20 protein-coding genes and 1 tRNA gene are annotated in these 20,643 nt (G+C 56.2%); 10 read left to right on the forward strand and 11 right to left on the reverse strand.

Annotated elements, in window-relative coordinates:
• The first annotated feature begins 1,128 nt into the window (after window positions 1-1,128).
• Together ACIQWS_RS02175 and ACIQWS_RS02180 are read left to right on the forward strand one after the other, a co-directional pair.
• Window positions 1,129-1,794, forward strand: a complete 666-nt coding sequence (locus ACIQWS_RS02175; protein ID WP_346305605.1) for a response regulator transcription factor — start codon at window positions 1,129-1,131, stop codon at window positions 1,792-1,794.
• Window positions 1,791-3,152: a sensor histidine kinase gene (locus tag ACIQWS_RS02180; RefSeq protein ID WP_403169789.1), complete on the forward strand. Its 1,362-nt coding sequence runs from the start codon at window positions 1,791-1,793 to the stop codon at window positions 3,150-3,152. Before ACIQWS_RS02175 ends, ACIQWS_RS02180 begins: the two co-directional genes overlap by 4 nt.
• 469 nt (window positions 3,153-3,621) lie before the next feature.
• Here the strand turns inward: ACIQWS_RS02180 and ACIQWS_RS02185 are convergent, their stop codons facing one another.
• Window positions 3,622-4,467, reverse strand: coding sequence for an endo alpha-1,4 polygalactosaminidase (locus ACIQWS_RS02185; protein ID WP_403177376.1), 846 nt, complete (start codon window positions 4,465-4,467; stop codon window positions 3,622-3,624).
• 374 nt (window positions 4,468-4,841) lie between these two features.
• On the opposite strand from ACIQWS_RS02185, the gene ACIQWS_RS02190 reads away from it, so the two are divergent.
• A complete protein-coding gene (locus ACIQWS_RS02190; RefSeq protein ID WP_403169792.1) occupies window positions 4,842-5,468 on the forward strand; it encodes a class I SAM-dependent methyltransferase in 627 nt (208 codons plus the stop codon).
• A gap of 199 nt (window positions 5,469-5,667) precedes the next feature.
• On the opposite strand, the gene ACIQWS_RS02195 is transcribed toward ACIQWS_RS02190, so the two are convergent.
• The 3 genes from ACIQWS_RS02195 to ACIQWS_RS02205 all read right to left on the reverse strand — a co-directional run bounded on the left by ACIQWS_RS02195 (window position 5,668) and on the right by ACIQWS_RS02205 (window position 7,719).
• On the reverse strand, window positions 5,668-6,552 hold the full coding sequence (locus ACIQWS_RS02195; protein ID WP_403169795.1) for a GyrI-like domain-containing protein: 885 nt from the start codon (window positions 6,550-6,552) through the stop codon (window positions 5,668-5,670).
• Between the two features lie 350 nt (window positions 6,553-6,902).
• Entirely contained in the window at window positions 6,903-7,292 is a 390-nt protein-coding gene (locus ACIQWS_RS02200; protein ID WP_403177381.1) for a hypothetical protein, read from the reverse strand.
• A 103-nt stretch (window positions 7,293-7,395) separates the two neighbouring features.
• Window positions 7,396-7,719 carry a hypothetical protein gene (locus ACIQWS_RS02205; protein ID WP_403169798.1) on the reverse strand — a complete coding sequence of 108 codons (324 nt, stop codon included), beginning with the start codon at window positions 7,717-7,719 and terminating at the stop codon, window positions 7,396-7,398.
• A 436-nt stretch (window positions 7,720-8,155) separates the two neighbouring features.
• On the opposite strand from ACIQWS_RS02205, the gene ACIQWS_RS02210 reads away from it, so the two are divergent.
• Window positions 8,156-8,881 carry a sce7726 family protein gene (locus ACIQWS_RS02210; protein WP_403169801.1) on the forward strand — a complete coding sequence of 242 codons (726 nt, stop codon included), beginning with the start codon at window positions 8,156-8,158 and terminating at the stop codon, window positions 8,879-8,881.
• On the opposite strand, the gene ACIQWS_RS02215 is transcribed toward ACIQWS_RS02210, so the two are convergent.
• From ACIQWS_RS02215 to ACIQWS_RS02230, 4 genes are all read right to left on the reverse strand, one after another.
• Entirely contained in the window at window positions 8,878-9,927 is a 1,050-nt protein-coding gene (locus tag ACIQWS_RS02215) for a hypothetical protein (protein ID WP_403169803.1), read from the reverse strand. The two genes, ACIQWS_RS02210 and ACIQWS_RS02215, sit on opposite strands and share 4 nt — an antisense overlap.
• A gap of 19 nt (window positions 9,928-9,946) precedes the next feature.
• Window positions 9,947-10,447, reverse strand: a complete 501-nt coding sequence (locus tag ACIQWS_RS02220) for an ImmA/IrrE family metallo-endopeptidase (RefSeq protein ID WP_403169806.1) — start codon at window positions 10,445-10,447, stop codon at window positions 9,947-9,949.
• Window positions 10,448-10,458: 11 nt separating this feature from the next.
• Window positions 10,459-10,920 carry a hypothetical protein gene (locus ACIQWS_RS02225; protein WP_403169809.1) on the reverse strand — a complete coding sequence of 154 codons (462 nt, stop codon included), beginning with the start codon at window positions 10,918-10,920 and terminating at the stop codon, window positions 10,459-10,461.
• Window positions 10,921-11,091: 171 nt separating this feature from the next.
• A tRNA-Thr gene (locus tag ACIQWS_RS02230) sits at window positions 11,092-11,167 on the reverse strand.
• A 278-nt stretch (window positions 11,168-11,445) separates the two neighbouring features.
• Between ACIQWS_RS02230 and ACIQWS_RS02235 the strand changes: the two genes are divergently transcribed.
• The 3 genes from ACIQWS_RS02235 (at window position 11,446) to ACIQWS_RS02245 (ending at window position 15,181) form a co-directional block, all read left to right on the forward strand.
• Window positions 11,446-11,934 carry a (2Fe-2S)-binding protein gene (locus tag ACIQWS_RS02235; RefSeq protein ID WP_105736548.1) on the forward strand — a complete coding sequence of 163 codons (489 nt, stop codon included), beginning with the start codon at window positions 11,446-11,448 and terminating at the stop codon, window positions 11,932-11,934.
• Window positions 11,935-12,023: 89 nt separating this feature from the next.
• Window positions 12,024-14,369 (forward strand): xanthine dehydrogenase family protein molybdopterin-binding subunit, encoded by a 2,346-nt coding sequence (locus ACIQWS_RS02240; protein ID WP_403169813.1) that lies wholly within the window; start codon window positions 12,024-12,026, stop codon window positions 14,367-14,369.
• Window positions 14,370-14,380: 11 nt separating this feature from the next.
• Window positions 14,381-15,181: an FAD binding domain-containing protein gene (locus ACIQWS_RS02245; RefSeq protein WP_403169814.1), complete on the forward strand. Its 801-nt coding sequence runs from the start codon at window positions 14,381-14,383 to the stop codon at window positions 15,179-15,181.
• On the opposite strand, the gene ACIQWS_RS02250 is transcribed toward ACIQWS_RS02245, so the two are convergent.
• The gene (locus ACIQWS_RS02250; RefSeq protein ID WP_403169817.1) at window positions 15,178-15,747 is read right to left on the reverse strand and encodes a helix-turn-helix domain-containing protein; all 570 of its coding nucleotides are present in this window, start codon (window positions 15,745-15,747) and stop codon (window positions 15,178-15,180) included. The genes ACIQWS_RS02245 and ACIQWS_RS02250 overlap by 4 nt on opposite strands.
• Before the next feature lie 38 nt (window positions 15,748-15,785).
• Between ACIQWS_RS02250 and ACIQWS_RS02255 the strand changes: the two genes are divergently transcribed.
• Complete coding sequence (locus ACIQWS_RS02255) at window positions 15,786-16,295, forward strand: GNAT family N-acetyltransferase (protein WP_403169820.1); 510 nt, start codon at window positions 15,786-15,788, stop codon at window positions 16,293-16,295.
• Here the strand turns inward: ACIQWS_RS02255 and ACIQWS_RS02260 are convergent.
• A complete protein-coding gene (locus tag ACIQWS_RS02260; RefSeq protein WP_403169823.1) occupies window positions 16,292-17,254 on the reverse strand; it encodes an NAD(P)H-dependent flavin oxidoreductase in 963 nt (320 codons plus the stop codon). The genes ACIQWS_RS02255 and ACIQWS_RS02260 overlap by 4 nt on opposite strands.
• A gap of 140 nt (window positions 17,255-17,394) precedes the next feature.
• Complete coding sequence (locus ACIQWS_RS02265) at window positions 17,395-18,735, reverse strand: PLP-dependent aminotransferase family protein (protein ID WP_403169825.1); 1,341 nt, start codon at window positions 18,733-18,735, stop codon at window positions 17,395-17,397.
• 104 nt (window positions 18,736-18,839) lie between these two features.
• On the opposite strand from ACIQWS_RS02265, the gene ACIQWS_RS02270 reads away from it, so the two are divergent.
• Both ACIQWS_RS02270 and ACIQWS_RS02275 read left to right on the forward strand, forming a co-directional pair.
• Window positions 18,840-19,835 carry a nitrate ABC transporter substrate-binding protein gene (locus tag ACIQWS_RS02270; protein WP_403169827.1) on the forward strand — a complete coding sequence of 332 codons (996 nt, stop codon included), beginning with the start codon at window positions 18,840-18,842 and terminating at the stop codon, window positions 19,833-19,835.
• A complete protein-coding gene (locus ACIQWS_RS02275; protein ID WP_403169830.1) occupies window positions 19,832-20,632 on the forward strand; it encodes a deaminated glutathione amidase in 801 nt (266 codons plus the stop codon). Before ACIQWS_RS02270 ends, ACIQWS_RS02275 begins: the two co-directional genes overlap by 4 nt.
• Window positions 20,633-20,643: the final 11 nt, after the last annotated feature.

Genomic DNA, 20,643 nt, shown 5'->3' on the forward strand with positions numbered 1-20,643 from the left:
ATCGACGCAATGATTGCAAATAGAGCGACCATATAGATGACAGCTGGCATAAAGCGAAATAGCGTCTGCATTTTGTATTCCTTTTGGTGCTATCAAACGTCGAAGATATGTGACCTTGGAGGCTTTAATCGGTGCGGTTCTGAGGGTTGGGACGTTGCGATTTAGGGTATTGGGATTTCGTGTCGGTCGGGCATATCGAAGACTGGTGAAGACCCGTCACCAGTTTATTGTTTTGACATGAGGGCCGCCGGTTTGCCCGATACTGTATGAAAATCTGAAACGTCCTGCAGGCATGTCGGGCCAGGCAACTAATATCGTAAAAAACATTCCGGATAGCGCAGTCACATAAATGACGACTGGTACAAAACGAAACAGCACTCTCATGTTGCAGCTCCAGGTTTTTGCTCGAATCTCGAAGAGACATACCATCGTGTGCGATCGTCTAATGTCTGCTCGGTTGCATGGATTTTGACCTCGTTGCCAATTCACTTGTTTTGCTTCGACGGTGGTGGGTATACTTTATGATGCCTGAAAAACGCGTGAGTGCGTTGTCAGCGAATTGTCAGCTTCGTTGATCTAAGCTATCCCCTTGAAGGGCTTAGATGGTTTTAGGAGGATCCGAGTGCGTTTTCGGCCCTTGAGAGCCTTGCTGCGGTTTGCGGTCGTTGTCCTAGCACTACACCTTCCCAAGGCGGTGCAGGCACACGAATGGACAAGTGACGTAGAGGGTGTTCATTTTATCCAAATCTCCGACGACGGCGGTTCGGATGGATCTTCGAGCGACGGTGGCTCTACGGGTGGATCGGACTCGAGCGATGGCGTCTCCGATTCGGACGATTCCGAAAGCGATCAGCAATCTTACACCGACGGTCCTGGAGGCAACCGACCCGACGAGAAATTTGAAGGACCAAATGGCGCTTTAAGAGCCGTCCAAGCCAACAGAGCCCTCCCACTAGACGACATTGTAACCATTGCCCGCCACCTTACCAACGGCCAGATCATTGACGCGCGGTTGCGCCCCGTGAGGGGTATTCTCCAATATGAGTTGAAGGTGCTCGAGACCAACAGTGAAGTCAGCCGTTATTCTTTCAATGCCCGCACAGGCAAACTCATAAGAGTGAGATAAACATGCGGATACTTGTTGCCGAAGATGACCGCCGCATAGCCGAAACGCTTGGCACAGCGCTATCGGCCGCCGGTTTCCTTGCGGAATATGCCAGAGATGGAGAAGACGCTTGGTTCCGTGGTGACACCGAGACATTCGATGCCGTGATCCTTGACCTGGGCCTTCCAACACTGGATGGCTTGACGATCCTGAAGCGCTGGCGCCGCGCAGGACGTAACGTTCCCGTATTGATTCTTACTGCGCGCGGACAATGGGACGAAAGAGTGGAAGGAATCGAGTCCGGCGCTGACGATTACGTTGTAAAGCCTTTCCGGATGGAGGAGGTCGTGGCACGCATACGTGCGATCGTGCGCCGGGCAGGTGGCTTTGCATCATCTCAGATTGAAATTGGCGAACTGGTTCTCGACACACGGATGAGACAGGTCTCGCGCGCGGGCGTTCCAATCGTATTGACACCACAAGAGTACCGGCTGCTCGCTTTCATGGCGCATCAGGGCGGACGTGTCGTTTCACAGGTCGAGATTACCGAACATCTCTATACGCAGGACTTCGAGGGCGGTTCGAACGCTGTTGAAGTCTTGGTCGGTCGCCTGCGCAAGAGATTAGGTGCCGATATCATCGCAACACGTCGAGGTTTTGGGTATATCCTCGGTGGGGATGCCCCTTGAGAATCCAGTCTTTACGGGTTCGTCTTATACTGGGAGCTGGTATTTGGATTGCCATTGCCCTCGTCTTGGCGGGTGTAACCATCGGATATCTATTCACCAACAACGTGGAACGAGGCGCGTCCGCAGATTTATCGGCGACAATGTGGCGCCTTGTCGCCTTGATCAATCCGGACGCCCTCAGTGCCGCACCTTTGCTTACTGGCGCTTTGCCTGATCCACGCTATCAGACACCGGTCAGCGGCCTCTATTGGCAGATCACAGATCTTGGTACCCAGCAAAACATCCGCTCGCGATCGCTCTGGGATTACGTTCTCAAGGTTAGCCCCTCAAATGAAGGCGGACAGCTGTCGACCGTTCAAGGGCCGGTGGGCCAATCATTGCTTGCATTGTCCCTGACGGCACGCTTTGCAGAAACCAAAGGTGAACGGCGTTTTCAGATCATCGTCGCTCAAGACAGGTCTATCCTCGATGAGGCGATCACACGCTTTGGGAGGGAACTGGCCTTAGCACTCCTGGTCCTCGGCTTTGTCCTTGTCGTTGCCGTCATCCTGCAGGTGCAGTTCGGTCTTTCTCCGTTTAAGAAATTGCGTAAGGATATTGAAAGTATCCGCAACGGCGTTGCGTCTTCAATCGATGCCATCTACCCGCTGGAAGTTGTTGCTGTGGTCGGCGAAGTAAATGCCCTCCTTGCCATGCAACAGAAATCGATGGATTTTGCGCGATCCCGTGCATCCGATCTTGCTCACGGGCTTAAAACCCCGCTGACAGTGTTGGGCACGATCGCCTATGAGCTGGAAAAAGGCGGCAACACTCGCAGCGCAGCATCAATCGTCGATCTGACGAACGAGATGCGTGACCGGATAGATTATCAGTTGAGGCTGGTCCGACTGCGTCAACGCGTTCGGATGCACGCCCTCAGCGCGTCATTAAGCAGCGTTGTTCCCCGCACGATTGCGGTGTTGAAAAGAACACCCAAAGGCGAACAACTGGTCTGGGTCGTTAATGTCAAGGATGGTCTGAACGTCGACATCGACGTAAACGACCTTGTCGAGCTTGTCGGTGTGATATTGGAGAACGCAGCGCAATGGGCGAACACGCAAATCCATATCAAGGCTAAGCAGGATGGCGCGTTCGTCGAATGGCAAATATCCGACGATGGTCCGGGCATTCAGTTCTCAGATCACAGTACGATTGGTCTACGTGACAGGCGGTTGGACGAGACAGTCACAGGCACTGGCCTTGGCCTGGCGATTGCTTCCGAGATTGTCTCCCTCAACAACGGAACGATTGCGTTTGAACGTTCCAGTCATGGTGGACTTGAAGTCATCATCCGCTTGCCAAGTGTGGCGGCCCATTAGAAATGTCGCTTGTTGTGCAAAGTTAAAATGTCATCCTGACAGATGACGAGGCTCGTCGACGGGCAGGGCGGAGACCTCAATATCGCAGCTCTGCCCGGCGACAGTGAATAGATCTGTGGCAGCCTGCTCCCGTAGTATGCGCTCCCTTCGTTCCTCGACCCAGCTGTTGCGCCGCGACGGTTTGCGTGCGCGTTGTTGATAGGCGATGACCTCGCTGTTGGTCTTTCCAACCGGCTCAGTTCCGAGTGGAAATCAACACCACAATTCCTTATGGTCCCGACGATGATCCGCTGCAAATCGCGCCAATCAACTGACGTCCAGGTGCTGGCGTAATCGATGCGTATGGGAGAACATCGTATCGAAAGAATTACGGAAATTGGCGCGTCCATCATCCAGTCGATTGCAGCGATGCAGCCTCTACTTCTAGAAATTTTGTTGGCAAAATAAGCCAGACCGTATGTCAATCTGATTAGTCGCACACTTCGTATTCGTAACCGGGCGAGGTGTCCCGAACGACTTTGCGGTCACGGTAGATGATAGAGATCTTGTCACCGCGTGCGTCGCACGCGGCATTGAAAAAACTTACGGGATCAACGGGATTGCCATTGGTATCCTTGTTGTTGTCATTGTATTCGATCTCGTAAACCTGATTGCCATACACTTTGGTGTACTCGCTGCATTCCTTCTCGTATTCGCATTCTTCGACAATCGCAAAATCAAAGCCGATTATCTTTGGGCCCTTGGGCGCAAGTTCCGAGGCGTTTTTCTGCGCGACAGCGAGATTGGCATCATGAGCCCGTTTGACCAGCAGCTTGGCAAACTCGATATTGGTTTCTGGTGACAAAACGCCTTTGGATCTGTCCCATGAATCGAGATTGTCAGGTTCGAGGGCCTTAAAGCCGTCAGCCGCACATTTGTCGATCCAGGGACCGATTATTTTCATCAGATCCTTGCGTTTTGCGTCTGAGGATGTGTCTAATATATACTCTTCTGGCCATTTTGGATCGGTAACATACTCACCATCTTTCTTGATCAGCAGATTCGGATGGGTTTTTGTCCACCACTCCTTCTGCTTCGGTTGCGTCTGGAAGGCATTCACGTAACAGATATTGTATTTACCTTTTGCAGGGGCAATCTTTCTGTCCCGGACAACAATCTTAACACTGCGTTGCGGGTTGTAATCGCCTCCAATCTGGTAGTCGAATTTACCGTGGACGGGAGGCAACGTTAGAGTTTGAGCATTTGCAGACAAAACAACGCAGCCTGTAGCGACGACGGCGGCGATCATCGCCGTTCGGAACCATTGAATACGCATTTCGATCAAGACCTTGTCTAGCTGAGTTCCCCGCCTCGAGCACGGCGCTCTGGCGTGACTGATATGACGGACTGGCTACCGCTTGGGTCAGCTAAATCTGGATATTTGCTTCTTGGCGAACCGAGGTCAAGGGTAATGAAACAGCTTCTGATAAGGAGATGTTACGTTGTTAGGCTCAGTTACAAAAACTCCATTGGTGCCGGCGCCAATAGCACTCCGCTTGGCAATCGGTCGGTGGTGTCTCTGACCGCATTTCGGCGTAAGCTGGGAAGCAAATCGCCCGCGAAGTCACCAACTGCCGAAGTGTGAAAGGCGCAATGGGCTGATGGGCCTGTCGCTCATCGAGCCTTTTGTCATGAAGGAGGAGCACTAAGATGAGCACCGATCTGGATACCGTGCGGTCCTATGATACGGTCGCGGCGCAGTACGCTGCTGAAGCCGCGGCGATGCCCGAATGGGTGGCGACAGAGATCGATGTGTTCGTGACCGCGCTGGGTGGCTCGGGCAGGGTGCTGGAGATTGGAAGCGGTGGCGGGCGCGATGCATTTGAGCTTGAGAAGCGGGGAATTAGCGTCCGGCGCACCGACATTTCAAAGGGTTTCGTCGAACTGCTTCGTGAAAGTGGCTTTGAGGCCGACACGTTGGATCCGCTGACAGAAGACTTGGCCGACCCGCAGCATCCCGGTATGCCTTACGACGGGATTTGGGCCTGTGCCTGCCTGATTCATGTTGCGCGCGAGGATCTTGGCACGGTGCTTGGGCGTCTTGCCGAGGCGACCCGGACCGGTGGCCGATTGCACGCCTCCGTTAGAGAGGGCGACGGCGAGGATGTGTCCATACACGGCAGTGCTGCAGCGCCCCGGCGCTACGTCGAGACGTACTGGCGCGAGTCTGCCCTGCGGTCCGCACTCACAGACGCCGGCTGGATCGTCAGTGAGGTACGTCGGTGCGTTGGAAAGCCCCATGATCGGTGGCTGAGCGTTCGGGCGAGTCGGGCGTGACCCACACAGAACTTGCGGGAATGGCCGGTTCTGGTGCGACTATGAACTTTAGGCGGTCACCGCAATGTGGGCTTCCGGGCGAAGCCACAATTACCTATCGACAGGTATGTGGGCGCGCGAAGCAGCCGATGATTGTTTGCTCTCCCTTATTCCCACTATTGCGAAAGATAGCGGCCAAATTGGAATAGGTATGCAAAAACTATTTCAGCGGCAGAAACAGTTCTGTGACCACCTCATATGCTGGTACTTCTGGAATGAACGACAGCCGGCGTTGGCAATAGATCGGGAAATCGCGTGCTTCTTCGCCACTGGTTGGAAGCCAATCCCGGTAAAGGTAGTGGGCAGCGGGCTCCAGATTGTTGGTATTGCCTGGATAACGCAATACCGCGCAACGCCCGCCAGGAATAACGCCGGCCTTCATTTGCTCATGGTTCGCCTCAATCGGCTGATCAGTACTGATACATAGATCCATGCTATAGTCGGCGGCGATCGCTGGTTCCCTTTCGGAACGGAAAACCATGAAAGTAGGGCTTGTCTCCGGCGATAAGCCGTTTGCCTTGTTCCAGGCCCTGAATCGCTTGAATGTGTCTGCGAGTCTCGTCCGGTCACCCCGATGTTGCATGACCGCCACCGGCGTGGTGGGGACATCTCGTATCGTTACGTCGTCATGGTCAAAGGTTATGTGCATGAACTTGTTCCTTGCGTTGTCAAGCGGCCCCAAAGCCATAAGCCACGTCCCCCAATCGGGAGATTTGCGGAACGACGACGGCGATTGTCCTAACCGTTGCCGAAATGCGCGGGCGAAGGCATCCGGTGCTTCGTAACCGGCATCCATCGCTATATCAGTGATGCTTTGAGCGTCTTTGCAGGCAAGCCCGTACGAAGCACGTTTCATACGGGTGAGCTGGACATAGCGATGCACGGACAAGCCAAAGGTTGCCCTGAATTGCCGCTGGAAATGGAACTTCGAGAATGCCGCGATGCGGCTCACGGTGTCCAGATCCAGATCGTCATCAAGGTGCTGATCTATATGGGTCAGCACCCGCTGCATTCGGGCACGGTAATTTTCAAGTGTTATCTTCATCGTCTCTTTCTTCGTGACGACATCAGTTACACCTTTCCGTGCATTTCGCGCTCGACCGATCTTGCGATTTTAGGTCTGTGAACATTGAAGGGGCACGGATAACGCGCTTCGCTGAGCACTTTGTTCGAGACGCCTGCGCGGCACTTTTTCATTCGAGCATTCCATTCGGCAGGGATTGTTGAGTTTATCGCCCACCTGACGGTCATTGGGGCTGCAGTCCGAGTACAGGGGTAAACCCCAAAACCGATCCCCGCAAAGATATCCCGGCAATCCGGAGCAGGGTTGAAAATTGACTTAGGCATCCGAATTCTTGGAGGCGAACAAGACGCGCTGTTCGATCTAAGAATTGCTCATTTTGCTGATGCTGCTCTGACGATCAAATCAGTCTCATGGTCAGCAGGATAGAGCATTTCAAGCGCGATTTCCGAGATCGTCACATCCACCGGCGTGCCGAAGACGGTGATCGTGCTGAAGAATGACAGAGGACCAAGTCTTGTCTGGATACGCAATGGGATCGCAAGTGCGGAAGGGTGAGGTGAATGAGCCGGTTTCCCTGATGGTCTATGCAATGTCTCGGCTTCCTTCAGCAAGTTACACAGTCGTGGGTCGGCCGTCAGTTCGACTTCGCGTCGCAATCTTGTCAGAAGATGATCGGCCCAGTCGTCGAGATTGAGGATTCGCGGTGCAAGACCGTCGGGATGGAGCGATAGACGCATAACATTGACCGGCGGCTCCAGCAGCTCCGCACTGACAGCCGATCCGAATTATCAACCTCACAGCGAGGATAAGGCTGTCTGTGCGCCGATAACCGGCCTCTAGGCCGCTTGTGCGCTCTGACGCCTCCTATGCGGGCGGGGCGAGACGGTTCGTCTCCGGCGATCCGGCTTCGCCGCTGTTGGGTGGATCAAGCAGGAGCAGTGCCGGATTGCCGTCGACAACGGGGATATGGCTGACGACACGCAGCTGGCCCGCATCGCGGTGGATCGAATAAATCAGCTCGCCCTTTGGGCTTTGGTCCATCTGTTTGGCGGCGATCCGGAAGCGCAGCATCAGCGCCACCAGGCCAAGCAGAAAGCCGGGCGGGATCAGCAGCCACAGCGCCTTGATCCAGTCCGGCGAGGATTGGAACGTATCGAGCAGGTCTGACCAGAAATTGTAATCGTTCATGTGCACTCCCTTTCTCGCGTGAGGAAAGCGGCCACCCGAGGTTTATCCTCTGGTGACCGGGGAGTTCATAAGCCGCCAACAGACGACCGCCACGGCCTTTAAGCCGAAGCTCTGGACATACGCCGAGGCCTCCCCGGCCATAGGGCTGAGGAGGTGCCTTTGCGGTCGACACCGACCGCTACTGGAGGGGATACGAAGCCCCAAGACCGATCCGTTTCGACCGGTCTCACCGGGAATCATAGTGGGAAACGGGAGGAGGTGAAAGGGGTGGGGGGAATGAGATTATTGGTTGGGGCAGTTTGCGTTGCACTATTGCGCTTTATGAGAGATTGCGATGGGTTCAATTAATAGAAATTGCTTAACCAACGGCACGTTGTTAAGAATTGGTTGAAGGCTCTGGCAATAATCTATCGGGAGCTATTGTTAGGTGCCGCGCATGAACGACAAAATTGATGAAACTCGCATAAAATGTGAGCTACTTCTGATGTTGCGTAGAAGCAAGTTGTTGAATGCGCGCTCGATCCTGTCGTCCGAGTACGTGATAGGATCAACTGGGCGCAGAGCTGATCTTGCTATTTTAAACGGCACCTCGTTTATAGGAATTGAGATTAAAAGCAGATATGACTCGTTGGCCCGTTTATCCGACCAGCTTGAGGTTTACAGATCATGCTTCACCCGTGTGATGTTAGTTGTTGACGAAAGGCATGTCGAATCTGCAACTTTGCGCGCTGGCCCAAGTATCGAAATATGGAAAGTTGATAGCCAGTGCGGGATACAATTGCACCGTGCTCAAGAAATTTCGCCAATAAAGATCAAATCGCAGCTCCTAAAAATGCTCACTACTGGAGATTTGAAGAGAGCGCTTAAGCTACCATCCAATTCGATTATCAAAAAGAAAGAACTAATCCAGGTTATGAACGGTCAGCCCGAAGAAGATATATTTCGGGAAGTAATTTACTCATTTAAACAGGTATACTCGGAAACTTCTAGTAAATTTTGGGCAGAAACCTATCGCAAAAAAATATCACCACAATCGTTGCAAGCCTTGAGTAGATTTGCGTCCGTGCGCATTGAAAATAATCGCAAACAAGAACAACAGCACGCCTTCTGGGATAGCTGGCGCGAAGCTGCTAAAGTAAGCCTACAAGACAATTGGGCCTAAAGGTCCGTCCATTCAACTTCGCCATCTTGATCATCAGACCCAGATTGTGTGTGAAGATGAATGTTGATTCTTGCTGAAGTGGACAATTTCGGTGAATAAATCGCGTTATCCTGTCCCGCTGCTGTGCGTTTTATCATCTCTGTACCCCATATGCCTTGGTCCTTCCATTCAGGGCATTCGATCGCCCTTGCAGCAGCCATTTGATAAGCTTCTTCCCGATCTTCCTCTTCTGCCTCTCTGAAGAATTTCCACTTAGCAGCGAATGCGTTATCGATTCTTGGAGCAGGACTGCCGCCACCACCATTTTGTTTTTCTGCTCGTACGCTAGCTCTGTCACAATAAATGTTTCGTTGTGTACCAAGTTCCGCAGCTACTAGATTATAGAATTGCCGTTCAAATATTTCTTGTTCCGCTATACCGGTGAAAGATGATGGAAACGTAGATGCCGAAACCGATATAAAACAATCGGGTATCTCATCTCTTATGGATTTGCAGGTGTTATAGGCGATTAATGCTTTTGTTAGAATGTTCTTGTCTTGCTTTTGAAAATCAATAATGAAATAAACGTCTTCATTCGAAGGGAATGACTTAAATAATTTTGCTATATCCTTTGCTGAACTGAAAATCTGCTCGTGTAATCTAATAACAACACCGCGACCTAAGGCCTTGAATGCAACGATCTGAGGCCAAATCTCATTGGGCACGCGCAGCTGTATAGCAGGAGTGAAGGTCGACTGTTCTTCGATAAATGACCGCCAATTGACATATCCGTCTTTAGAATCTCTCAACAAGTCCAATGCAGCATGAACCGGTCTGCGATTCCCATCAAAAATCTCATCCGTCAAATCAACGATTATAGGTTTTCCTGAGCTGCACGCAGTAATTTTTGCCAAAGTGCTAGGAAATTCTTTAGCCGTCGTCCACGGCTGGAGAATGATATATGGAAGTATTCCTATTTTTACCTGAGGAGATAATTCTTCTAGGGCCTGCATTTCAGAGGGGCGCACTCCAAGAATAGGTACATAACCGAATGCGCCAAAATCCATAAAAATCCCCCAATTTATTCTAGCTTAAGCCAAGCCGAATCTTCATAGCTGCTTCGGATACATTAAACTTATCAGCAAGAAATCCAACTATATTGTCAACCTTGAGAGATTTGGCTCTTTCAAGCCATTCATCGATCAGCGTCTGAGGCATCAGCAAGTCAGCGGCCATTCTATTAGCTTGTGCTTCACGACGATCAGACAAGGTTGATCGGTAAAGAACATCATCTGTAATTCCGTCTCCAATTTCGTCTTGATGAAGTAGGTAGTGTCCTATTTCGTGAGCAACTGTAAACCGCTGACGACGCGACGAATCGTTTTTGTTCACTCGGATAATGAACTTCCCTTGTTGATCAGGATCTGGTCTGATCTCGCCAGAAATTCCGTTCGGTAGAACTGTAGCTATAACTTTGAGCCCAAGTGCGTTGGCAATTGTCGACAGTCGTATAGGTGCTGCGTCTTGCAATCGTTCGATTTCGTCAGTGATCTCTTGTTCTAAAGAGTGCCATTCGCGACTCATCATGCGGCTCTCCCTTAGTCAGTGAACGGTTTGTCATTACTCGCCGCCGGATCTATTTCAGCCCGCCGCGAGGCATCGTTGAGAAGAATGCTGTCAACACGTTCGATCAATATCGAACGAAGCTTACCGCGCTCCAATTGTTCTGAGACATGCTGAACAATCACTCCCTCAATACCTTTGGCAAAAGGACCTTCTTTCAAAAGTCTTTCGAGGTGTTCTTTGGAGGCAGTCTCAGTCATCTTTTGAAACTGTGAATATCCCCAAAATGCAAGGATGGCGATAAAAATCGCCAAAATAGTTATAACTACGGTAACAGCAGTAAGCATTATGGTTATAAAGTCAGGATAAGACATATTTATATTCTGCATTTCGCCAGGGGTGATTTTAATTCCAATCAACACCGATACCGCAAAAATCACTCCTGAGAGGATGCCAGCCAAAAAGATTGGAAAATAGTCATTCTGCTGTTGCCTCATGGTGATTCTTCAATTGATAGCTATGTTCTCATTATGTTCACTTTTTTGAATGACGCAATCCGTTAAATGTCTTTGCGCTGAAGAAAGTTTGATGATGATTTGGTTGTGATTTAAGTAAGCGATGTTGCAGAATGATACAAAGAGAAGTAGGCAGTTTGTATGAGAAAGAAATGGTGCCGCTTCCCGGAATCGAACCGAGGACCCCATCATTACGAATGATGTGCTCTACCAACTGAGCTAAAGCGGCAGGGAAGGGACTTCCCGATCCCTGGACCGGCCATCGGAATGTGCCGGAGGGATGACGCGCCTGATAGCGTTATTGCATCAGGATTGCAAGCCTCGTCATGCCGGCTTTTGATTGAAACCGCGAAAATCCCATGCTCACCAACGCTTGTCCCGCACGGTAAAGCCAGATTGGAATATTTCCATTTTGCCGATAGACAAGCGTGCAGGACAGGTTAAACTTTCGGTTGTGGTCATGCGGCCCAGGGAGGGGCGGTGACCAAGGCGTTCTGGGAGGAACCGATGGCCAAAGTCGAACTGGTGGTCAATGGGCGCGCCGTCAAGGGCGAAGCCGAAGACCGCACGCTGCTTGTGCATTTCCTGCGTGAAAATCTGGGACTGACGGGAACCCATGTGGGGTGTGACACCTCGCAATGCGGCGCCTGCGTCGTGCATGTGGACGGGCGGGCCGTCAAGTCCTGCACCATGCTGGCGGTGCAGGCGTCCGGCGCCGAGGTGACAACCATCGAGGGCATCGCTCTCAATGGCGAGTTGCATCCGGTGCAGGCGGCCTTCCGCGAACATCACGGCCTGCAATGCGGTTTCTGCACGCCGGGGATGATCATGTCGTCGGTGGATATGATCCGCCGCCACCCGGAAGGGCTCGATGAGGCGACGGTGCGCGCGGAGCTGGAAGGCAATATCTGCCGCTGTACCGGCTACCACAACATTGTTCAGGCCGTGCTCGATGCATCGGAAAAAATGGGCAAGGGCGCCGTCAAGGCCGCCTGAGAAATCAAATTCACGTCGTGCAGTCCGCTTCCGGCCAAACAGACAATTGAGACATTTTGGCGAGGCGCCTGCGACAGGGAGGTAGTGTCATGGGTGTCGAAGGCATTGGATCACGCGTTCTGCGCAAGGAGGACAAGCGGTTTCTCACCGGCAAGGGCCGTTATACCGACGATATGGTCGTGCCGGGGATGAAGCACGCGGTCTTCGTGCGCAGCCCGCATGCCCACGCGAAAATCACCGGGATCAGCACGGGCGCGGCACTCAAGATGCCCGGCGTCATCGGGGTGCTCACCGGCAAGGAATTGAAGGCCGACGGCATCGGCAATCTCATCTGCGGCTGGATGATCCAGTCGAAGGATGGCACGCCGATGAAGATGGGCGCCTGGTCGCCGCTCGCCACCGATACGGTGCGCTATGTCGGTGATGCGGTGGCGATCGTCGTTGCCGATACCAAGGGCGAGGCGCGCGATGCCGCCGAGGCGGTGGAAATCGCCTATGAGGAGCTGCCCGTCGTCGTCAGTGCCGTCGAGGCGCTGAAGCCGGGCGCGCCGCAAGTGCACCCGGAAGCGCCGGGCAACCTGATTTTCGACTGGGATATCGGCGATGAAAAGGCGACGGCTGACGCCTTTGCCCGCGCGGCGCATGTAACGACGCTCGATATCGACAACAACCGCCTCGTGCCCAATGCCATGGAGCCGCGCGCGGCGCTCGGCCAGTACGATGCGGCGGAGGATCACTACACCTGCTGGACCACCTCGCAGAACCCGCATGTGGCGCGGCTGGTGATGAGCGCGTTCTACAATGTCGCGCCGGAGAACAAGCTGCGGGTGATCGCGCCGGATGTCGGCGGCGGTTTCGGCTCGAAGATTTTCATCTATCCGGAAGAGATCGTCTGCCTGTGGGCATCGAAGAAGACGGGTGTTCCGGTCAAGTGGGTGGCGGACCGCACGGAAAGCTTCCTGTGCGATGCGCATGGGCGCGACCACGCCACCCATGCGCAGATCGCCTTTGACAAGGACCACAAGATTCTCGGCCTGAAGGTGGAAACCATCGCCAATCTCGGCGCCTACATGTCGCTGTTTTCGAGTTCCGTGCCGACCTATCTCTACGCGACGCTTCTGTCCGGCCAGTACGACATTCCGGCGATCCACGCCAATGTGAAGACGGTCTACACCAACACGGCGCCGGTCGATGCCTATCGCGGCGCCGGGCGGCCGGAGGCTTCCTATGTGCTGGAACGCATCATGGAGACGGCGGCGCGCGAGCTGAAGATATCGCCGGCGGAATTGCGGCGGCGCAATTTCATCCGCGCCTTCCCCCACCAGACGCCTGTCATCATGGCCTATGATGCCGGGGATTTCGACGCGACGCTCGACGCCAGCATGAAGGCGGCGGACTATGCCGGTTTCGAAAAGCGCCGCACCGAGGCCGCCGGCCGCGGCAAGCTGCGCGGCATCGGCATGAGCTGCTACATCGAGGCCTGCGGCATCGCGCCGTCGGCGGCGGTCGGGGCGCTGGGCGCCGGTGTCGGCCTGTGGGAAAGCGCCGAGGTGCGGGTCAATGCCGTCGGCACCATCGAAATCCTCACCGGCTCGCATTCGCACGGGCAGGGGCACGAAACCACGTTCGCCCAGCTGGCGGCGGAGCGTTTCGGCGTGCCGCTCGACAGCATTTCCATCGTCCACGGCGACACGGACAAGGTGCAGATGGGCATGGGCACCTATGGCTCGCGCTCCGGTGCGGTCGGCATGTCCGCGGTCGTCAAGGCCATGGACAAGGTCGAGGCCAAGGCCAAGAAGATAGCCGCGCACCTGCTCGAAGCCGACGAGGCGGATATCGAGATCAAGGACGGCAATGTGCGGGTGGCGGGGACGGACAAGTCGCTGCCGTGGTTCCAGGTGGCGCTCGCCTCTTACACCGCGCACAACCTGCCATCCGGCATGGAGCCGGGGCTGAAGGAAACGGCGTTCTACGACCCGAGTAATTTTACCTTCCCGGCCGGCTGTTACATCTGCGAGGTTGAGATCGATCCGGAAACCGGGACGACCAGGATCGTGCAGTTCGTTGCCGCTGACGATTTCGGCAAGATCATCAATCCGATGATCGTCGAAGGGCAGGTGCATGGCGGCCTGGCGCAGGGCATCGGCCAGGCGCTGCTGGAAGGCACGCATTACGATGAAAGCGGCCAGCTTTTGACGGCGAGCTACATGGACTACACCATGCCGCGCGCACAGGACCTGCCGTCGTTCAACATCATGACGACGGAAACCCCGTGCCCGTCCAACCCGCTGGGGATCAAGGGCTGCGGCGAGGCTGGCGCCATCGGTTCGCCGCCTGCCGTGATGAATGCCATCACCGATGCCATCCGCAACAACAGCCTGAGCATGCCCGCGACCCCGCAAAAGGTCTGGGCTGCCATTCAGGCGGCGAAATAGGGAGATGTGCCATGTATGAAACCCAGTATCATCGGGCCACGTCGGTCGAGGACGCCGCAAGGCAGATGGGCGCGGCCGAGGACGGCAAATTCCTGTCCGGCGGCATGACCCTCATCCCGACCATGAAGCAGCGGCTGGCGTCACCGAGCCATCTGATCGACCTGCGCCATATTCCCGGCTTGAAAGGCATCACCATCACGGGCAAAACCGTGCGTATCGGCGCGGCGACCACGCATTATGACGTCGCTGTTCATGCGGAGCTGGCAAGGCTCTGCCCGGCGATCACGCATCTCGCGGCACATATCGGCGATCCGCAGGTGCGCAATATGGGCACCATCGGCGGCTCGGTCGCCAACAACGATCCGGCGGCCGACTATCCCGCGGCGCTGCTTGCCCTTAATGCAACCGTCATCACCAGTGCGCGCTCGCTTGCCGCCGCGGATTTCTTTGCCGGTCTGTTCGAAACAGCGCTGGAGCCGGACGAGATTGTCACGGCCGTCGAATTCACCGCGCCCGATAGGGCTGCCTACAAAAAGTTCCCCAATCCGGCGTCGCTCTATGCCATGGCCGGCGTGTTCGTTGCCAAGGCTGGCAATGAGGTGCGGGTCGCGGTGACCGGGGCTGGCGAGAATGGCGTGTTCCGGGCGCAGGCGCTGGAGGCAGCGCTGGCAAAGAGTTTCAGTGCTGCGGCGCTGGACGGCGTTGTGGTTTCCGCCGATGGCCTGATGTCCGACATGCATGCCTCGGCCGACTACCGTGCCAATCTGGTGAAGGTCATGGCCAAGCGTGCCGTTGCGGAGATCGCGGGCTAGGCCCGCCGCAGTACGATCACTGCATAACGGCAGGGTGCATCGCTCTCATTGGCGAAGGTGCAGTCATGGGGCGCGCCGAGTTCGAGGCAATCGCCCTCTTCGAGCCGGTGAAACGTTTCACCCTCGGTAAAGCTCAGCACGCCGCTTAAAATCCAGATCAATTGCCGCTGGAAGGTGTAGGCGGACGCGGGGAGTGCCACCCGCGCCTTTGCCGGCAGGTCGACATGCACCACATCCATGGGCAGGTCGGAGGCGGGCGAGACATGGCGGCGAATGTAACCGGTTTCGGGATCGGTCCACAGCGGCTGGTCCTTGTGGCGCAGCAGCCGTCCCTCCTGCATTTCCGCCCGTGCCATCAGCGTCGACATGCTGAGGCCGAAGGCGCCTGAGAATCGCGCCATCAGCATGGCCGTCGGGCTGCTCTGGCCGCGCTCCACCTTGTTGATCATCGCGCGTGATACGCTGGATTTTTCCGCGAGTTCCGTCAGCGACCAGCCGCGTGCCTCCCGCTCGATTCGGATACGGGCACCGATTTTTGCGTCGACATCGTCTATTTTATGAGACATAATGAAACTATAGTAGACGATTGAAAAGGATGCAAGTTGTGATCGTGCGTGCGGCCAGTGAGGCGGATCTTCCAGCCATTCTCGAGATTTACAACGACGCGGTGCTGAACACCACGGCGATCTGGAACGAAACGCAGGTCGATCTGGCCAACCGCAAGGCGTGGCTCAGCGAGCGGCAGTCAAAGGGATTTCCGGTGCTGGTCAGCATCGATGATGACGGCGGTGTCACCGGCTATGCCTCCTTCGGCGACTGGCGCGCTTTCGATGGCTATCGTCACACGGTCGAGCATTCCGTCTATGTGCACAAGGCGGCGCGCGGCGGCGGGATCGGCAAGGCCCTGATGCTGGCGCTGATCGACAGAGCGCGGGAGGCGGGCAAGCACGCCATGGTTGCCGGCATCGAGTCCGGCAATGCGGCGTCCATCCGCCTGCACGAAAAACTGGGCTTTCAGGTGGTGGGCCATCTGCCGGAAGTTGGAACCAAATTCGGCAAATGGCTTGACCTGACATTCATGCAGATCGTTCTGGATAATGCTCCGCCGCGTTAGGCGGCGCAGAGTTTTGCCTTCGCCTCGTGGTATTCGCGTTCCAGCCGCTCAACATATTCTGCGGCGCCGGTTACTTCCTTGATCGCGCCGATACCCTGGCCGCAACCCCAGATGTCTTTCCAGGCCTTGGCGCCGGTGGTTGCCGCTTCGAAATCCATCTTTGAGGGGTCGGCTTCCGGCAGGTGATCGGGATCCATGCCAGACTTGGCGATGGACGGCTTGAGATAGTTGCCGTGAATGCCGGTAAAGTAGTTGGAATAGACAATGTCGGACGAGACGGAATCAACGATCATCTGCTTGTAGGCGTCGACGGCCCGCGCTTCCCTGGTCGCAATGAAAGGCGAGCCGACATAGGCAAGGTCGGCACCCATGGCCTGTGCTGCCAGGACGGCCTTGCCCGTGGCGATGGCGCCGGACAGCAGCAATGGCCCGTCAAACCATTCGCGGATTTCCTGGATGAGCGCGAAGGGCGACAATGGCCCGGCGTGCCCGCCGGCACCGGCGGCAACCGCGATCAGCCCGTCCGCGCCCTTGCGGATGGCTGAGTTGGCGTGGCGGTTGTTGATGATGTCGTGCAGCACGATCCCGCCATAGGAGTGGATGGCAGCGTTGACTTCCGGTACGGCGCCGAGAGAGGAGATAACAATCGGAACCTTGTATTTCACGCACATGGAAAGATCATGTTCGAGCCGCTTGTTGGAGCGGTGCACGATCTGGTTGACCGCAAACGGTGCTGCCGGGCGGTCCGGGTTTTTAGCGTCGTGGTCGCGCAGGCCTTCGGTGATCTCGGCCAGCCATTCGTCGAGCTGGGCCTCGGGCCGTGCGTTCAGGGCGGGGAAGGAGCCGACAACGCCAGCCTTGCATTGCGCCAGCACGAGGGCCGGATGCGAAATGATGAACAGCGGCGCGCCGACAACGGGAATGCGCAGCTTTTTCGTCAGGATTTCGGGCAATGCCATGTGTTTCCTCCCATGGAATAAATTTTGACGTTTCCGTAAACGTAACTCTTTTTATCAGACCGCGTGCCGTGATCAAGCGAAAGGTTGGCGCGGTTGCCTGCGCCTGATCAAAGGCGTGTGAGCGTGGCGATGCATTGATCTCAGTAAAGATGATCCGGGTGTCTCACCGCAAGGGCTATCGCATCGGCGACGTCGTCCTGCCGTTCGCGCAATATGCTCGTGGCAACCCGAACATGCGGCGACGGGTTCACGACATATTTGCGGCCGACGCCCACCGCGATTCCGCGCGCGGCAAGGGTCACGAGAGCAAATTGTTCCGAAGCTACGGGAATCCAGAGGCTGAACCCTTCGCCGCCGGAAAGATGAACACCGCGCTCGCGCAGTGCCTGCATCAACCCCTCGCGCCTCTCCCGGTAGATACCTCTTGCCCTCTGTAAGCTCAGCTGTGTTGCCGCGTCCTTGATCAGGAAAGCCACGGCTGATTGCAGCACCCGACTGGTCCAGCCTGAGCTGAAGAGGCGGTAGGACTGGATCTGTTCGACGATGCGCGTCGAACTCGACAGGACTGCCAGCCGCAGATCGGGGCCGAGGGATTTCGAATAGGAAACGATGTGAATGACCCGGTCCGGAAACCGGTCCCCGAGGCTGATCGGTGGCAGGGACGAGATATCGCCGACACCGTCATCCTCGATGATGAGCGCGTCGCTGTCGGCGAGGGCATCGCCCAGCGCCGTAAGCCGTTCCCGGCTGACACCCCGTCCGGTCACAGCGTGGGTGCGTGGCTGAAAAAGGAATGCAGCCGGCTTGCGTTTGAGGGCCTCCATCAGAGCATCCGGCAGCGGGCCGTTCTCATCGCACGCCACCGGCAGGATGTGCGCTCCGAGATCCTCGAGGATGTCGAGAAGCCTGAGGGCTGTCGGCTCCTCGATCGCCACGAATGATCCCGGCATGACGAGCGCATGCAGAAGGGCGTAGACGGCGTTATAGCCGCCATTGGTCGCAAGAAACGCTTCCGGCCTGCAGGGCCAGTTCGGCCCCACCGCCGCCTGCAATTCAGGCAGTATCGGGACGCGCTGGTAACTGTTCAGCGCTTCTGCCGTAGCGCCATGTTTCAAGGCCTCTTCCAGAGGCGGAAGCACATCCACGTCTGGTGATGCGATGGCAAGGTTGAGCACACCATCGCCGTAATCGCCCGAACTCGCCAGCCGCAGGGGTTTCGGTGCAATGCGGTCGCCGCTGACCCATGTGCCGTTGCGCCCGCGCCCGGTGATGATCTTCTGCCGCCGCAGCTCGCTCCAGGCCTCGGAAACTGTCGCCGGACTGATGCCGAGGGTGTAGGCAAGATCGCGGATGGCGGGCAGTTTGGTGCCAACGGGAATGGCACCGGCGCGGATCAGTGCGCTGGTCTCGATGGCGATGCCGCGCATCGTCCGGTCACGCAACTTCTCTGCAAACCACTGAACTGAGGCCAATTCGCTCATATCTGTCCCTCTTTTAAATGTTCAGTAACGTAATAGTATTTGATCAGTCAATAATGAACATTTAGCTTCGCGCACGAAAACCGAAATTGCAACGAGGAAATGTCTTGCGTATCACTGTTCGATTGGCTGTTCGCGATTGGGATTATTATACGCCGCTGGCGTTGGGTGACGTCACCTCCGACAGGCTTGATGTCAAGGTTGATCGCGTCGGCACGTTGATCGGCAATGTCGCCGCCGATCCGCATCACGATGCGGCTGAAATGTCCTTCAGCCGTTATGCCTCGGCGCGCGCCAACGGCGAAACCGATGTCCTTGGCGTTCCCAACTTTGTCATGCGCGGCTTTCGCCATCGCTGCATCATCACGGCCAGGAACAGCCCGGTTACCCGGCTGGAACATCTGGCGGGCAAGAAGATCGGCGTGACCGGCTGGCGCGATTCCGGCAATACCTGGACCCGCGCGGCGCTTTCCCATGCCGGCGTCGGTATTGAGGACGCATTCTGGTATGCCGGCCGCCTGACCGAGGCCCATCCCATCACCGACAGGCTCGACGGTTTTGGCCGCCCCGGCCGCATCGAAGCGGTGCCGGGCGAGCGGCCGATGATGCAGCTGCTGGAAACCGGCGAACTTGATGCCGTGTTCACCCCATTCATGCCGGAGGGCTTTTTTGGCCCCGCTTCGAAGTTCCGCCATGTGCTGACGGATTTCCGGGCGGAGGAACTCGCCTATTTCCACGAGGTTGGCTACGTTCCCGGCATGCATCTTCTGGGCCTGAAAACATCCTTTGTCGCCGAGCATCCCTGGCTGCCGGAAGAGCTCAGCAACCTGCTGGATGAATCCCAGCGGGTCTGGCTGGAGAAGCGGCGCAAATATGCCGATACCACGCCATGGATCATTGATGAGCTTGGCCACGTCGCCCGGGATTTGCCGGCCCACTGGAACGACAGCGGGTTTGCCGTCAACGAACGGATGATCGCCGATTTTGCCGAACAACTGCACCTGCAAGGATTGACACCGATGCTGCTCTCGCCCGCCGACCTTTTCCCGCATCACAGCGGCCAGACTTCCGGCTCCACCAGCCGCACGGGAGTGCCGGCATGAGGGTCGCGCTGGGTCAATTTGCCGTCAGCAAGGTCTGGCAGGAAAATGCCGACATCTGCACAAAGCTGATGCGCGATGCGCATGCGGGCGGTGCCGATCTCCTGGTTCTGCCGGAAGGCATCCTTGCCCGTGACATCACCGATCCGGATATCGTGCTGAAGACGGCGCAGCCGCTGGATGGCCCGTTCATGACGCAATTGCTGGCCGAAAGCCGCAACAGCGACATGACCGTGATGATGTGCGTGCACGTTCCGACCGGCGGTCAGCGCGTCTTCAACAATCTGGTGACCATCCGCGGTGGCGCAATCGTCGCGCAATATCTGAAGCTTCATCTTTATGACGCTTTTGCCGCCAAGGAATCCACCAATGTGCAGCCGGGCGGCGAGATTCCCGGTCTTATCGACATTGCAGGGCTCAAGCTTGGCCTCATGACCTGTTACGACCTGCGCTTTCCAGAACTGGCGCGCCGCCATGCGGTGGATGGCGCGGATGTGCTCATCCTTCCCGCCGCATGGGTCAAGGGCCCCGGCAAGGAGGCGCATTGGGAGGTGCTGGTGACGGCGCGGGCGCTGGAAAATACCTGCTACATCGTTGCCGTGGGTGAGTGCGGCGAACGCAACATCGGTGCCAGCATGGTGGTGGACCCGCTCGGCGTGGCCGTCGTGCGGGCGGGGGAAGGCCCCGCACTGATCTTTGCCGACATTGACCCTAAGCGCATCAGTCATGCGCGTGCGGTCCTGCCGGTTCTCGCCAACCGCCGTTTTGCCCGGCCCGAACTGGCCGATACGACTGCCTGAACGCAATAGGT

The sequence above is a fragment of the Phyllobacterium sp. NPDC097923 genome (genome assembly GCF_044760925.1).
Taxonomy (GTDB): domain Bacteria; phylum Pseudomonadota; class Alphaproteobacteria; order Rhizobiales; family Rhizobiaceae; genus Phyllobacterium; species Phyllobacterium calauticae.

What these genes read in the sequence shown, in the direction of transcription:
- ACIQWS_RS02275 (WP_403169830.1), top strand. Translation starts at nt 19,832, where the DNA reads ATGAGGGTCGCGCTGGGTCAATTTGCCGTCAGCAAGGTCTGGCAGGAA.
- ACIQWS_RS02265 (WP_403169825.1), bottom strand. Translation starts at nt 18,735, where the DNA reads ATGAGCGAATTGGCCTCAGTTCAGTGGTTTGCAGAGAAGTTGCGTGAC.
- ACIQWS_RS02185 (WP_403177376.1), bottom strand. Translation starts at nt 4,467, where the DNA reads ATGCGTATTCAATGGTTCCGAACGGCGATGATCGCCGCCGTCGTCGCT.
- ACIQWS_RS02240 (WP_403169813.1), top strand. Translation starts at nt 12,024, where the DNA reads ATGGGTGTCGAAGGCATTGGATCACGCGTTCTGCGCAAGGAGGACAAG.
- ACIQWS_RS02250 (WP_403169817.1), bottom strand. Translation starts at nt 15,747, where the DNA reads ATGTCTCATAAAATAGACGATGTCGACGCAAAAATCGGTGCCCGTATC.
- ACIQWS_RS02175 (WP_346305605.1), top strand. Translation starts at nt 1,129, where the DNA reads ATGCGGATACTTGTTGCCGAAGATGACCGCCGCATAGCCGAAACGCTT.
- ACIQWS_RS02225 (WP_403169809.1), bottom strand. Translation starts at nt 10,920, where the DNA reads ATGAGGCAACAGCAGAATGACTATTTTCCAATCTTTTTGGCTGGCATC.
- ACIQWS_RS02220 (WP_403169806.1), bottom strand. Translation starts at nt 10,447, where the DNA reads ATGATGAGTCGCGAATGGCACTCTTTAGAACAAGAGATCACTGACGAA.
- ACIQWS_RS02215 (WP_403169803.1), bottom strand. Translation starts at nt 9,927, where the DNA reads ATGGATTTTGGCGCATTCGGTTATGTACCTATTCTTGGAGTGCGCCCC.
- ACIQWS_RS02190 (WP_403169792.1), top strand. Translation starts at nt 4,842, where the DNA reads ATGAGCACCGATCTGGATACCGTGCGGTCCTATGATACGGTCGCGGCG.
- ACIQWS_RS02260 (WP_403169823.1), bottom strand. Translation starts at nt 17,254, where the DNA reads ATGGCATTGCCCGAAATCCTGACGAAAAAGCTGCGCATTCCCGTTGTC.
- ACIQWS_RS02245 (WP_403169814.1), top strand. Translation starts at nt 14,381, where the DNA reads ATGTATGAAACCCAGTATCATCGGGCCACGTCGGTCGAGGACGCCGCA.
- ACIQWS_RS02235 (WP_105736548.1), top strand. Translation starts at nt 11,446, where the DNA reads ATGGCCAAAGTCGAACTGGTGGTCAATGGGCGCGCCGTCAAGGGCGAA.
- ACIQWS_RS02195 (WP_403169795.1), bottom strand. Translation starts at nt 6,552, where the DNA reads ATGAAGATAACACTTGAAAATTACCGTGCCCGAATGCAGCGGGTGCTG.
- ACIQWS_RS02210 (WP_403169801.1), top strand. Translation starts at nt 8,156, where the DNA reads ATGAACGACAAAATTGATGAAACTCGCATAAAATGTGAGCTACTTCTG.
- ACIQWS_RS02205 (WP_403169798.1), bottom strand. Translation starts at nt 7,719, where the DNA reads ATGAACGATTACAATTTCTGGTCAGACCTGCTCGATACGTTCCAATCC.